The 11,726-nt window shown below is 72.4% G+C and carries 13 protein-coding genes and 1 pseudogene; 3 read left to right on the forward strand and 11 right to left on the reverse strand.

Annotated elements, in window-relative coordinates; genetic code table 11:
• Positions 1-35: 35 nt before the first annotated feature.
• Positions 36-1,196, reverse strand: a complete 1,161-nt coding sequence (locus ACWGJM_RS06960; protein ID WP_453410613.1) for a PP2C family protein-serine/threonine phosphatase — start codon at positions 1,194-1,196, stop codon at positions 36-38.
• A 145-nt stretch (positions 1,197-1,341) separates the two neighbouring features.
• On the opposite strand from ACWGJM_RS06960, the gene ACWGJM_RS06965 reads away from it, so the two are divergent.
• A complete protein-coding gene (locus ACWGJM_RS06965; protein ID WP_453410614.1) occupies positions 1,342-1,827 on the forward strand; it encodes a MarR family transcriptional regulator in 486 nt (161 codons plus the stop codon).
• A gap of 198 nt (positions 1,828-2,025) precedes the next feature.
• On the opposite strand, the gene ACWGJM_RS06970 is transcribed toward ACWGJM_RS06965, so the two are convergent.
• The 4 genes and pseudogenes from ACWGJM_RS06970 to ACWGJM_RS06985 form a co-directional block, all read right to left on the reverse strand.
• Positions 2,026-2,613 carry an O-methyltransferase gene (locus tag ACWGJM_RS06970; protein WP_453410615.1) on the reverse strand — a complete coding sequence of 196 codons (588 nt, stop codon included), beginning with the start codon at positions 2,611-2,613 and terminating at the stop codon, positions 2,026-2,028.
• A gap of 48 nt (positions 2,614-2,661) precedes the next feature.
• A pseudogene (locus tag ACWGJM_RS06975) lies at positions 2,662-3,207 on the reverse strand (exonuclease domain-containing protein); the annotation flags it as partial.
• Positions 3,119-4,918 carry an SMI1/KNR4 family protein gene (locus ACWGJM_RS06980; protein ID WP_453410616.1) on the reverse strand — a complete coding sequence of 600 codons (1,800 nt, stop codon included), beginning with the start codon at positions 4,916-4,918 and terminating at the stop codon, positions 3,119-3,121. The pseudogene ACWGJM_RS06975 and the gene ACWGJM_RS06980, both read right to left, overlap by 89 nt.
• Positions 4,919-4,946: 28 nt before the next feature.
• On the reverse strand, positions 4,947-5,885 hold the full coding sequence (locus ACWGJM_RS06985; protein ID WP_453410617.1) for a GlxA family transcriptional regulator: 939 nt from the start codon (positions 5,883-5,885) through the stop codon (positions 4,947-4,949).
• A gap of 132 nt (positions 5,886-6,017) precedes the next feature.
• On the opposite strand from ACWGJM_RS06985, the gene ACWGJM_RS06990 reads away from it, so the two are divergent.
• Both ACWGJM_RS06990 and ACWGJM_RS06995 read left to right on the forward strand, forming a co-directional pair.
• Positions 6,018-6,311: a DUF3817 domain-containing protein gene (locus ACWGJM_RS06990; RefSeq protein ID WP_453410618.1), complete on the forward strand. Its 294-nt coding sequence runs from the start codon at positions 6,018-6,020 to the stop codon at positions 6,309-6,311.
• Complete coding sequence (locus ACWGJM_RS06995; RefSeq protein ID WP_453410619.1) at positions 6,308-6,724, forward strand: DUF6010 family protein; 417 nt, start codon at positions 6,308-6,310, stop codon at positions 6,722-6,724. Before ACWGJM_RS06990 ends, ACWGJM_RS06995 begins: the two co-directional genes overlap by 4 nt.
• On the opposite strand, the gene ACWGJM_RS07000 is transcribed toward ACWGJM_RS06995, so the two are convergent.
• The 6 genes from ACWGJM_RS07000 to ACWGJM_RS07025 all read right to left on the reverse strand — a co-directional run bounded on the left by ACWGJM_RS07000 (position 6,718) and on the right by ACWGJM_RS07025 (position 11,677).
• Entirely contained in the window at positions 6,718-8,280 is a 1,563-nt protein-coding gene (locus ACWGJM_RS07000) for a hypothetical protein (RefSeq protein WP_453410620.1), read from the reverse strand. The two genes, ACWGJM_RS06995 and ACWGJM_RS07000, sit on opposite strands and share 7 nt — an antisense overlap.
• A gap of 119 nt (positions 8,281-8,399) precedes the next feature.
• On the reverse strand, positions 8,400-9,101 hold the full coding sequence (locus ACWGJM_RS07005) for a ferritin-like domain-containing protein (RefSeq protein ID WP_453410621.1): 702 nt from the start codon (positions 9,099-9,101) through the stop codon (positions 8,400-8,402).
• A 78-nt stretch (positions 9,102-9,179) separates the two neighbouring features.
• Positions 9,180-9,413: an MASE1 domain-containing protein gene (locus tag ACWGJM_RS07010; protein ID WP_453410622.1), complete on the reverse strand. Its 234-nt coding sequence runs from the start codon at positions 9,411-9,413 to the stop codon at positions 9,180-9,182.
• Positions 9,323-10,279 carry a PP2C family protein-serine/threonine phosphatase gene (locus ACWGJM_RS07015; protein ID WP_453410623.1) on the reverse strand — a complete coding sequence of 319 codons (957 nt, stop codon included), beginning with the start codon at positions 10,277-10,279 and terminating at the stop codon, positions 9,323-9,325. Before ACWGJM_RS07015 ends, ACWGJM_RS07010 begins: the two co-directional genes overlap by 91 nt.
• Before the next feature lie 142 nt (positions 10,280-10,421).
• Positions 10,422-10,742 (reverse strand): hypothetical protein, encoded by a 321-nt coding sequence (locus ACWGJM_RS07020; RefSeq protein WP_453410624.1) that lies wholly within the window; start codon positions 10,740-10,742, stop codon positions 10,422-10,424.
• A gap of 29 nt (positions 10,743-10,771) precedes the next feature.
• The gene (locus tag ACWGJM_RS07025; RefSeq protein ID WP_453410625.1) at positions 10,772-11,677 is read right to left on the reverse strand and encodes an NAD(P)H-binding protein; all 906 of its coding nucleotides are present in this window, start codon (positions 11,675-11,677) and stop codon (positions 10,772-10,774) included.
• Positions 11,678-11,726 lie beyond the last annotated feature (49 nt).

An 11,726-nucleotide genomic window follows, 5' to 3' on the forward strand; every position in this document is an offset into this window, starting at 1 on the left:
CACGGGCGCGCGGCCCTCTCTTCTTGCTCTGCCCGTCAACGCCCGCGCCAGTCCAGACAGACCACCAGAGCGTCGTCCAGCGGCACGCTCCCGCCGCGGTGGCCCGACAGTTCGCGCAGGACGGCGCGCGGGACCTCGGCCGCGGGCAGCAGCCGCGTGGCGGTGATGGCCCGCGTGAGGGCACTGTCCCCGTAGGCCTCTCCACCGGGGGAGGCGACCGCGTGGACGCCATCGCTGACGAAGACGAGACGGTCGCCGGGCTCGACCTGGAACTCCTGTGCCACGTAGTCGGTCTCCTCGAACATGCCCAGCGGCAACTGGGCTTCGAGAGTGACGCGTTCCACGGTGCCGCCGCGCAGCCGCAGCATCTGCGGGGAGCCCGCGTCGACCACCCGGGCGCGTCCCGTGGCGAGTTCGAAGTCGAGCATGAGTACGGAGAGGTAGCAGCGGCCCCGGTAGTGGGCGTAGACGGCCTGGTCCGCCAGGGCCGCCTGGTCGGCGATCGGGATGCCGGCCCGCCGCGCGTTGCGCAGGGCGTTGACGGCCAGGTTCGTCAGCAGGGAGGCCTCTATCCCCTCCCCCATGCCGTTGGTGACGTACAGCGTGAGGTGGTCCGCCGTCGCCGACCAGTCGAAGTTGTCGCCGAAGACGGCGTACGCCGGTTCCAGCTGCGCGCCGAGTTCGTACTCGGGGCGCGCGCAGGCGCGGCCCGGCAGCAGCTGCCACTGCATCTCGGCGGCGAGGGTGAGCCGGTCCTTGCGCCGCGCCTGGAGGTACACGTCGGTGTCCCGTTCGGCCACGATCACCTCGTGGCCGAGCACCTCCGCGACGTCCGCCAGCTCGTCCAGGCAGTCGCGCGCGTGTTCCCTGTCCGGCAGGGTCACCGACAGCACGCCCAGCCGGTCGCCCCGTACGGTGACCGGCAGGTGTACGCATACCCGGCCGTCGTGGACGGTTTCCACGTGCGGCTCCTGGGCGCCGAAGGCGCGGCCGGCCGGGCCGTTGTGCACCGGGACCGGCTCGGGGTGGCACGGCGGCGCGGTCACCGGCTGGAGTACGGTCCGGCCGTAGTCGGCCATGAGCAGCTCGACGGACTCCGCCGCGTACTGTTCCGTCAGTACGCGGCGGGCGGCGTCGAGCAGGGCGTGGGGTGCCGCTCCGCGCAGAGCGCGCTCGGCGGCCACAAATCTGTTCACGAGGGTAAACGCACCAATCCTTCACCGGGCACCTACGGTTCTCGTTCCCCGTAGAGGGCCGTTCAGTTCCACCGGGCGACGACTCGGGCGTCTCCGGCCGGGCGGGTCCTAGTAGGCTGACGACCGTCCCGGTGTCTGCGAGAGTGTGACAGTGACTGCCTTCCGTCCCCGCCCGGAGCCCGCCGAGGTCGCGCGGGTGACCGCGACGGCCGCGGAGCTGCTGGAAGTCCTGTGGGGCCGGGCGTCGACCGCGCCCGCCTCGGCCTCGCAACTGCGGGTCCTGCTCATCCTGGAACACCACGAGGGCATCAACCTGCGCACGCTCGCGGATTCCCTCGCCTCCACGCCGCCCTCGACCAGCCGCCTGTGTGACCGGCTGGAGGCGGCCGGCTTCGTCCGGCGCCTGCTGAGCCCGGTCGACCGGCGCGAGGTGCGTCTGCACCTCAGCAGCCGGGGCCGTGCCTTCCTCGCCGATCTGCGGACGCGCCGGGAGAGCACCCTGGAGGCGGTGCTGGAACTCATGCCCGCCGCCAGGCGGACCGCGCTGCTGGAGGGGCTGGAGGCGTTCTGCGACGCGGCCGCCGCGCAGATACACGACGAAGCCCAGGGCCCCGGCAGCCGGACCGCCTGAACCGCGAGCCGCGGCATCGGGCACGCAGCGGCGTGAGCCGACCGGAACATTCCAGATCCTTCCCCTCTGCGGTGCTGTCCGCACTCCGGGTACCCCCGCTCCGGGCTCCTTGGCTCCAGTGTGGTCAAGGTCTCGGACATCGCCAGAGGGGTCGGGGGGCGCGTGGGCCTGTTTCGTCCGGAGGGTTCCCCTGTCCTCTCAGGCGCGCCTGACCGCCGTGAGCAGACCGTCCCCCACCTCGTGCAATTCGACGGCGAAGGCCCCGTTCCGCCGCACCAGCTCGTCGAACACGGTGAGCTGCTCGCGGTGGCTCACCGCGTTGTCGACCGCCACCAGCCCGCAGGGGGTCAGCACCCGGCGCAGGTGCGGCCAGTACTCCACATAGGCGGGCCGTTCGGCGTCGAGCACGACGAGGTCGAAGGAGGCGTCCGGGGCCTTCGCCAGCGCTTCTCCGCCGTCGCCGTGCACCACGTCCACATGGTCCGCGAGTCCGGCGCGCGCGAGATTGCGCCGCGCCGCCGCCACCCGCTCCGCGTCGATCTCGACGGTGGTCAGCCGGCCCCCGGTGTCCCGCAGCGCGTCGGCGAACCAGAGCGCCGAGTAGCCGTTGGACGTGCCGATCTCCAGCACGCTCCCGCTGTGCTGGACGCGGATCAGCAGGGCGACCAGCCGTGCGGCCGCGGGCGTCATGTTGCGCAGCCGCAGCAGCCGGTCGGCCAGCGGCTCGTCGTGGGTACGGCCCTCCACGTACAGATCGTCCAGAAGTTCGGCCAAGCGGTGGTCCACGGCGGCTCCCCGAATACCTTCGACGCGTTCATCAACTGTTGATCACATTCAACGGGCGGTCACCGGTGCGGCACCCGGATCCGGCCAGGCGTCCCGCCGGGCGAGGCCGAGGACCAGGGCGGCGATGTTCCAGGCGTCGTCCTCGCCCCGGTGGTGGCGGCCCTCCAGCGGCAGACCCGCGACCCGCAGGGCCTCGGCCATGCCGGGACGCTTGCGCGGTCCGTGCGCCGCCGCGAAAGCCTCCTTGGCGTTGACGTGCCGCCGTCCGAAGGGGTACGTCACGCCCGTCGCCCGGCACTGCCGCTGGAACTGGCGGCGGTCGTACTCCCCCCAGCTCGTCCAGGGCCGGATCCCGGACCGGTGCTCGGTGGCCAGCAGCCGGCACGCCTCGCCGAAGGACAGCCCCCGGTCCACTTCGGCCTGCGTCAGCCCGGTCAGCTCCGTGCAGAAGGCGCTGACCGTGGACCGTACGGGCCGTACCAGGACGCGGTGCCGCCCGGTCCGTTCACCGGTCGCCAGATCGACGACGGTCAGCCCGATCTCGATGATCTCGCTGACCGCTCCGGCCGGCGGGCGGCCCTCCCAGCTGGAAGAGAATGGTCACGGCCGCGGCGGGAACCGGCAGTCGAACGAACTCGCGCAGCGCGCGGGTGGCCTCCGCCCGGGTGGCCCAGGCACTGAAGTCCGCCTGCGTCACCGGCTCCTCGCGCCACCGCCCCGCCCCGGACACCAACTGCCGGGCCGCCCAGGCCTCGGCGTCGATGGTGCGGATGCGCAGGTCCAGGGGGCCGTCGGGCGTCAGGTCGACGCTCTCGCCGCGCCGGATCCGCGCCACGGCGCCGGCGATCTCGCCGTAGCCGCCGACGCGGGTCTCCGCCGCCAGCCGCGCCAACTGCGCGGCCATGGCCGTACGCAGCCGCTCCGGCGGGGTCCGCTTCACGAGCCCGGCCAGGTCGAAGTCCCGCACCTCGTCGACGTACCGGTGTGCGTCCGCGTCGATGTCGTCCAGCACCGGCAGGAGCAGCCCACTCGTCAGCTCCGCGTCCGCGTCATCCTCCGGCCGGTAGCGGATGCCGAAGTCCCGCTCGAGCTCGGTCAGGAAACGGGTGTACGCCGCCGAGGACCCGGGCCACAGATCCGCGCCGAGGTCCTCGCGCGGCGAGTCGACGCGCCGGTCCTCCTCCGGACAAGGGGCGCCGTCCTCGGTGACGGTGACCCATACCTCCGGTCCCCGCTTGGTCAGGGCGACGGCCCGGGTGCCCACCGAAGCCCTGCGCAGCACCTCGTGGCGCACGAGCTGGGGGACGACTCCGTCCCGGGTGCCGTACGCGCCCTCCTGGGTCGCGTACGCCCACCCTCCGACCGTGCCCGCACGCGCCATCGGACGGTACGCCGCCCACAGCGAGCCGGCCGACTCCCGCGCCCGCTCCCGGGTGCGGGGCCGGAGCGTCCCGGGTATCGCGCCGATCCTGCGCAGCAGTTCGTCCGGGCTGATGCCCGCCGCGAAGACCACGTCGGGCTGGACCGGCGCGGGGGCCGGCGGGCCGCTGAGGCGGAACCTGACGAAAAACAGCCTCTGCCCGCCCTCCGGCGTCCCCGCGGGGACCGGGTCCGGCACCGCCGGGGCCGGCCGCTCCGGCTCCGGCTCGGGGGTCGCGGCGGCGAGGGCGAGCGGGGAGACCGGGTCGGGGACGACGGTCTTCCCGCCGTCCCACAGCAGGACGCCGTCCACGGCCAGCGGCGTACGGCCGTCGAACTCGGTGCCGTTCTCCAGTGCGTCCGCGTAGTCGGCAAGGAGGTGGCGCAGGGACGGCCACTCGGTGAAGGAGGGGGCGTCCTCGTCGAAATAGCGGCCCACGCTGCCCCAGTCGGGCCCGGGACGGCAGGAGAGGAAGAGACCGTCGGAGGACTGCCACCCGACGCCGAGGGTGATCAGCAGCCAGTCGTGGTGCCAGTACTCGGCCAGTTCGTCGTAGTCCTCGTCGTCCTCGTCCAGGACTTCGTCCGGCTCGAAGTCCGCGCTGACGTCGCGCAGGAACCGGGTGCTCCTGACGATGCCCGCGACGCCGGCCGGCGGCCCGTAGTACGCCAGCACGGGCGCCCCTGCCTCCAGTTCCACACCGTCGTGGCAGCGCAGCGACGCCTTCAGGTCGGGGTGGAAGCCGACGCCCAGCGTGCGCTCGGCGGCCTGGATGTCCGACGCCTGGGCGGGTGGTCTCAGCCGGGCGTGGCTGACGGGGGCGTGCCGGGCCAGCCAGGCGTCGATGCGGGCCCAGGAGTCCTCGACTGCGGCGGGAATACGCATGTCCGGACCATAGACTCCGCCACTGACATCAGCTGAAGGTGCGGCGGTAGGTGTGCGGGCTGACGCCGGTGGTGCGTTTGAAGCGGTCGCGGAAGGCGGTGGGTGAGCCGAAGCCGACCTGGCCGGCGATGCGTTCGACCGAGTGGTGCGTGGTCTCCAGGAGGTGCTGGGCCTGGCGGATGCGGGCGCGGTGCAGCCATTGCAGCGGGGTGGTGCCGGTCTGTTCGCGGAAGCGGCGGATGAGGGTCCGGGTGCTGGTTCCGGCGTGGGCGGCGATGTCGGCAAGGGAGAGGTCGCGGCCGAGGTTGTCCTGGAGCCAGGTGAGCACGGGTTCGAGGACGGAGCCCTGAGGGGTCGGTGCGTGGTCGTGGACGATGAACTGCGCCTGCCCGCCCTCGCGTTCGAGGGGCATCACGGACAGCCGGGCGGCGTCGGCGGCGACGGCCGAGCCGTAGTCGCGGCGGATCAGGTGCAGGCACAGGTCCAGTCCCGCGGCGGCACCGGCCGAGGTGAGGAACTGGCCGTTGTCGACGTACAGGACGCCCGGGTCGACCTCGATCCGCGGGTGGAGGGCGGCCAGCAGGTCGGCCGCGGTCCAGTGGGTGGTGGCCCGCAGGCCGTCGAGCAGTCCGGTGGCGGCCAGCGGGAAGGTGCCCGAGCAGATGGAGGCGATGCGCGTGCCGTCCTCGGCCGCCGCGCGCAGGGCGTCACGGACGGCGGGCGGGAGCGGGGCCGCGGGGTCGGCGGTTCCGGGCACGATGATCGTGTCCGCGCCCTCGAGCCCGTCCAGGCCCCAGGGCGCGCGCAGGACGAAGGACCCGGCGTCGATCTCCGGCTGCTCGGCGCACACGCGGATCTGGTAGCCGGGGCGCCCGTCCGGGAGGCGGGTCCGGGTGAAGACCTCGATCGGTGTGGACAGGTCGAAGGGGATCACCTGGTCCAGCGCGAGAACGGCGACGGTGTGCATGGTCAGAACATACCTGTCGCTATCTCGTTGGAAGGTGTCATTAATGCCACTGGGGCGGCGGGGCGACAGCTGGTTGGCTTCAGGGCACCAGCCGGCACAGGCCGGTCTCCCCGTATCGAAGGACCCTCAAGAATGCCCGCGCACCTGCGGCCCCTGCGTATCGCGGCACATGCCGAACTCGTCTCACTGGTCATCCTGTTGGGCAATCTCGCCACCGCCCACCTCAGACCCGTCTCCTCGCTGATGGGCCCGGCCCACGGCTGCGCCTATCTGTTCGTGGTGGGCGCGACCTGGCGTCTGAAGGGAGCGAACCGCAGCGTCCGGGCAGCCGCCTTCCTGCCCGGCGTCGGCGGCCTCCTCGCGCTGCGCCTCCTCAATGGCCCGGACACGACCCCGCGGCACACCGAGAAAGCGACCCGGTCTTGAGCTACATCGCCCCGATCCTGATCGGCATCGTCTACGTGCTGCTGATGTCACTCGTCCGCCGCCCGGACAGTCGCCGCCGCCTCAACGCGCTGATGGTGGGAGGCGCCGGAGCCGCCTACCTGAGCGGCGGCGGCTTCGGCGGCTGGGAGTTCCTCTACACCGTCGTGGCCACGTACGTCGCCTACCGCGGCCTGGAGTCCTGGACCTTCATCGGCATCGGCTGGCTGATGCACACCTCGTGGGACCTGTTGCACCACTTCAAGGGCAACCCGATCGTGCCCTTCGAGCACGGCTCCTCCATGGGCTGCGCGATCTGCGACCCGGTCATCGCGCTGTGGTGCCTGCGCGGCGGTCCCCGCGTCACGCTCCCCTGGCGGGCGTCGCGGACGCGGGAACCGGTCGCCCCTCAGTAACTGCTGCCGAGGGTCTGCTTCGTGTAGGCGCATTCCGTGTAGATGTAGCCGGAGCGGAGCTTGGCGGTGTCCGAGGCGGGCGTCGCCGTGCTGTCACCGTGCGGCTTGTGCACGAAGTACGTGGTGCCGACCGGGAGGCTGATCGTCCGCTGCGGATAGTTCTTGCCGCTGCTACAGGGCTTGAACCCGATCGCGAGCGTGTCGGCGAAGGTGTATGCCTTGCAGCTGCCGCATCCCTTGAGCGTGAAGCTGCCGGTGACCGGTCCGGTGTAGAGGACGGTGACGTCGTCCGGGCTGTCGTTCTTGACCGTGACGGAGATGCTGCCGCCGGAGGCGGTGGTGGGCAGCTTCTTTCCGGCGGCCGGGATCGTCTGGGCGACCTCGGCGGCGATGGACACCTTCTTGGCGCGGTCCCGGTTCTTGCTGTGCTTGTTGTCGGCGACGAACTGGTCCAGGGTCTTCTGGGCAGCGTCGAAGTCGCCGTCCTTGTACTGGTCGACTCCGCAGGCGTACTCCCCCGCGTCGCCGCTCCTGGCGGCCCGGTCGGCGGACTTCCCGAGGCCGCCGGCCACGTCCGTGGCCGCCCCCGACAGTTCGGTGATCCGGGTGTTCAGAGAGCGCAACTGCTCGACGGCCGTGCAGGGTTCGCTCCCGCCGACGGCCTTCTCCGCCTTCTTCACCGCCGAGTCGACGGCGGGTACGACCCTGCCCGCCGGCTCGGACTGCGGGAACGTGTCCAGCAGGTCGCCGAACTGTGTGACCCAGCCCGCCTCGCCGTCCGCCAGGCTGCTCGAGCCGCACTCGTACAGCGAGGTGGCCAGCCGGTCGTCGGGCCATCGCGTCAGCCAGCCGAGCTGCTTCTTCGGCATGGTGCGGGGCACCGTACGCAGGTACTTGAGCGGCTCGACCGCGGCGCAGTAGTCCTGGTGGCCGTACGCGGCGCCGACCGTCTCGTAGTAGGTCCTCAGCCGGTCGGGGACCTGTCCGGCCGCGCGGGAGCCGGAGTGGTTGACCGCGAGGTCCTTGTACACGTCCAGGGCGGTCCCGTAGTCGGACCTGGCCGTGGTGAACGTGTGCCGGCTGCCCGCCGTCACCAGGTGGTCGGCCCGCTCCAGGCGGTCGAGGAGCGACTGCTCCACGGCTTCCTTGTGCGCGCCGTCGTACCCGACGGCGGCACCGGCCGGTACGGCGAGGAGCAGCACCCCCAGCAGCAGCGCGAGGGGCGCTCTCCCGGGCCAGGTGAGCCGGGTGCGCAGCCCGGCGAGCGCGCCGTGCACAACCGCCAGCAGCAGGACCACGGCGTAGCCGGCGAGCGCCGCCCCCGGGACACCGTCGGCGTCGGCCGGCAGCGCCACGAGCAGCAGTACGACGGTCGCCACGCAGCACGCGGCCATCGGGATCCATCTTCGGACGAGCGCGTACCCGAGGCCGAGGCCGCTGAGGTTGAGCAGTGCGACCGCGGCCGCCCGCAGGCGGTCCGGCGGCGCCGGCGGCGGGCTCGACGGCATGGGCGGTACGGCGAACTGCTGATACGGGCCGTACGGATTCCCGGACATGGTGGCTCCCCCCACATAACTATGCCCGCATGTCTGCGGGTTGGCAGTGTACGGCCAGGGGACGCGAACCCGACAGAGGTGTCCATAACGACGGCCCGGGACACCGCGCGGCAGCGGGATCAGGCCAGGATCGTGCGGACCACGCTCCTCGACGACGCCATGACGTCGGCCACGAACCGCAGGCGGCCGACGCCGAGTTCGCGCAGGGCCGCGCCGTGGTCGGCGGCCACCACGAGACAGACCGCGCACAGCAGCAGCCGCCAGGCGGCCGTCACCGGGCGCCGCAGCGGACGGGGCAGTTCGCGGAAGGAGGCGTGCAGCCGCTCGCAGTGGAAGGGCACGTGACGCTGCTCGTCGGCCAGGATACGGCCCGCCACGTCCGAGGTGAGCGGGTCCCCGGCGCCGTCACGCAAAGCCCGGTAGTAGCGCAGGGCCACCACTTCCGCGATCATCAGCACCAGCAGCTCCGTGCGCAGCCCCATCAGGCGCCGCAGCCGTACGAAGACCCGGTCGCTCCAGTGGCCGGCCAGTGTCGGCCTGCCGCCGGCGGTCAGCAGGCGGGCCAGCAGCCGGGCGTGGTTCTGCTCCTCGGCGACGAACAGCTTCACCGCGTGCGCGTAGTCGGGGTCACCGGCCTCTTCCGCCTTGGCGATGAGGTTGGCGCCGTCACCGTCCTCGCCGACCTGGAAACGCTGGACGCTCGCCCACACCGCGCGGGGGAGGGACGCCCCCTGTGCCCAGTGCGGGTCCGGCTCGGCCCGTCTGCGCCGGTCCTCCTCCTCGAACCGACGTGTCCAGTCCGCGGATCCGCCCGTCAGCACCCGGTCTCCCCTCGCCCCTCGGGCACGGTCGCGTGCCCTGGTCGAGAAGGACGCGGACGGTGGCCGAATCGTTCCGCCTCAGTACGGGGCGACCGCTCGCCGGTTCAGGTCTCGCCGGCCCGCCGCCGTCCCTCGTATCATGTTGTGCTGCTCGGTGATCACGGCCGACAGCAGGAGGGCGGTCAGGGCCATCGTGCCGTTGAAGGCCTGGAGCTTCATCCTCACCTCGACATCGGACAGCCGTTCGAAAGGCCCGGTGTGCCGTGTGGCCGCGACGGTGGCCAGGACCGAGGTGAGGAGGGCGCACAGCATGCTGCCGGCCAGATGGAAGCGCAGCGCCGCCCAGACGAGCAGCGGATAGACGATCCGTCGTGGCCCACGACCAGTACGGCCGCGTCGTCCTCGTGTCCCACCTGGTCGGCGCCCTTGATCACGGCGGCGGCGAGCGCGTTCGCGTCCAGGCGTGCGACCGCGGCGATTCCGGCGAGCCGTGCCACCTGGTCGAGTCGCTCCTCCAGGCTCAGGTCGGGCCCCTCCACCACGCCGTCCGTCAGCAGGATGAACACCCCGCCCGGGTCGAGCCGGAACCGGGCCACCGGGTGCTCCGTCCCCTCGGCGATGCCGAGCGGCGGTCCGCACTCGTCCTCGGCCGTGCCGGACTTCCCGTCGGCCGTGGCCCACACGAAGGGGATGTGACCGGCCCGCGCGCTCTCCAGCACCCCGGTGGACGGGTCGAGCCGTACGAACGTGCAGGTGGCGAACAGGTCGCTGCCCAGGGAGAGCAGCAGCTCGTTCGTGCGGGCGAGGAGCTCGCCCGGTTCGCTCGTGACGGACGCGAGCGCGCGCAGCCCGGCCCGGACCTGGCCCATGAAGGCGGCCGCCTCGATGTTGTGGCCCTGGACGTCGCCGATGGACAGGCCCACGCGGCCGTCGGGCAGGGCGAAGGCGTCGTACCAGTCGCCGCCCACGTTGAGCCCGTGGCAGGCGGGCGCGTAACGCACGCCCAGGCGGACCCCCGGGGCGGCGGGCAGGTCCCTGGGGAGCATGCCCCGCTGGAGCGCGATGGCCAGCTCGGCCTGGGAGCGCTGGAGCTCCGCGCGCCGGCGTGCCTGGGCGGTGAGCGACCCGAGTCTGGCCAGCAACGCGTCGCCGTCGTCCATTGGGCGCTTGCGGGGCATCGATCACTCCGGCGGGGCGGCGGCCCTCAGAGGGCAAACCCCCTGGTTTTTGCCTTTGGAGGCTCATGACGACTCGGGTGCGCGGCCCGCAGCGGCCGCCTCCCCGCCGCCGACGCCGGAGTGACGGGGCCGAACGGTGGGTTCAGCCGATGTCGGAGTCGATGCCGGTGATCACCGCGGGCCCCAGGGGCGCGCTGCCCGGATCGAGTCCCGCGTCGCGCAGCGCGGAGTCCGCGAGGTCCCGGGCACCCTCCTCGGCATGGGCGCCGCTGTCCGCCTCCACGGACAGCCGGATGGTGAAGGTGTTGTCGTCATTGACGGTGAGGGCGTCCAGGTCCTCGGTATTGCCCGTCCGAGTGGTGTGTGGATCGGCCGGCCGCAGTGCCCGGCTCAGCCGCGCTCGCTCGTCCTCCTCGATCCCGGTGGTGAAGGTGCCGGGAACGGTGATCAGGTACGTGGTCATGACGATCCTTTCCTCGGATGTCACACCGCCTACCCCTGAGAGCCCGTGGCCATCACGGCCGGCCGCAGTACGTCCTCGCACCACTGGCGGAATCCGGTGGGCGCGGTCTCCGGAGTACTCGGCGCGCCGGCCCCGTAGAAGCCCTGGTCGCGCAGGGCGTCCACCATGTCGGTGAGCCCCCGCGCCCAGGCCTCGCTCACGCCACGACTCAGCAGCGTCGCCCTGTAGTCCGTGCTGCTGACGGCCTGGCAGCGCACCGGGCGGTCCAGTACCTCGGAGACGACCCGTGCCATGCCCTCGGGGGTCAGGTCGTCGGGTCCGACCAGCGGGACGTCGTCCTGCCCGGTCCAGGTGCCGTCGAGCAGCAGCCGGGCCGCCGTGGCGGCGATGTCCCGGGTGGCACAGGTGCGCAGCACCCGGTCCTCGGCCGCCGCCAGGAAGAACACGCCCGCGGCGCGGATCGACTCGGCCTGGCCCAGCAGGTTCTCCATCAGGAACGGCGGACACAGTGCCCGGTAGTGCACCCCCATCCCGGCGATCGCCTCGTCCATGGCGAGCGACGCCGATATCTGCCCGGCGTTCTTCGCCACCCGGCGGCCCAGCGTCGAGACGCCGACGATCCGTTCGACGCCCCGGCCCGCGGTCACCTCCCGCAGCGGCTCGGTGAAGGCGCGGAAGTGGCCGTCGACGCTGTCGGCCGAGGGGGTCGGGGGCACCAGCCAGAACAGACGGTCGGCGCCGGCGCACGCCTCCTTCAGAACGGCGGGATCGGCATGCGATCCCGGCACCACCTCGACCCGCTCGCGCACCCGCGCGGGAAGGCGAGCGGGGTCGCGGGCGATCACCCGGACCCCGGGCGCGCCTTCCGGCGCGTCGAGAAGGCGGTCGACGACCTCCCGGCCGATCTGGCCGGTGGGCGTGGTGACGACGATCATGAACAACTCCAAGTCGGGCTGAGTCTCCGGGTGTTCCGGCTGCCGTCGA

It is taken from the genome of Streptomyces sp. NPDC054834 (genome assembly GCF_053611185.1).

Excerpts from the sequence above, each read along its gene's own strand:
- ACWGJM_RS07015 (WP_453410623.1), bottom strand. The coding sequence starts at position 10,279 with ATGCCCCGCAAGCGCCCAATGGACGACGGCGACGCGTTGCTGGCCAGA.
- ACWGJM_RS06980 (WP_453410616.1), bottom strand. The coding sequence starts at position 4,918 with ATGCGTATTCCCGCCGCAGTCGAGGACTCCTGGGCCCGCATCGACGCC.
- ACWGJM_RS07000 (WP_453410620.1), bottom strand. The coding sequence starts at position 8,280 with ATGTCCGGGAATCCGTACGGCCCGTATCAGCAGTTCGCCGTACCGCCC.
- ACWGJM_RS07010 (WP_453410622.1), bottom strand. The coding sequence starts at position 9,413 with ATGCTGTGCGCCCTCCTCACCTCGGTCCTGGCCACCGTCGCGGCCACA.
- ACWGJM_RS07020 (WP_453410624.1), bottom strand. The coding sequence starts at position 10,742 with ATGACCACGTACCTGATCACCGTTCCCGGCACCTTCACCACCGGGATC.
- ACWGJM_RS06990 (WP_453410618.1), top strand. The coding sequence starts at position 6,018 with ATGCCCGCGCACCTGCGGCCCCTGCGTATCGCGGCACATGCCGAACTC.
- ACWGJM_RS06985 (WP_453410617.1), bottom strand. The coding sequence starts at position 5,885 with ATGCACACCGTCGCCGTTCTCGCGCTGGACCAGGTGATCCCCTTCGAC.
- ACWGJM_RS07025 (WP_453410625.1), bottom strand. The coding sequence starts at position 11,677 with ATGATCGTCGTCACCACGCCCACCGGCCAGATCGGCCGGGAGGTCGTC.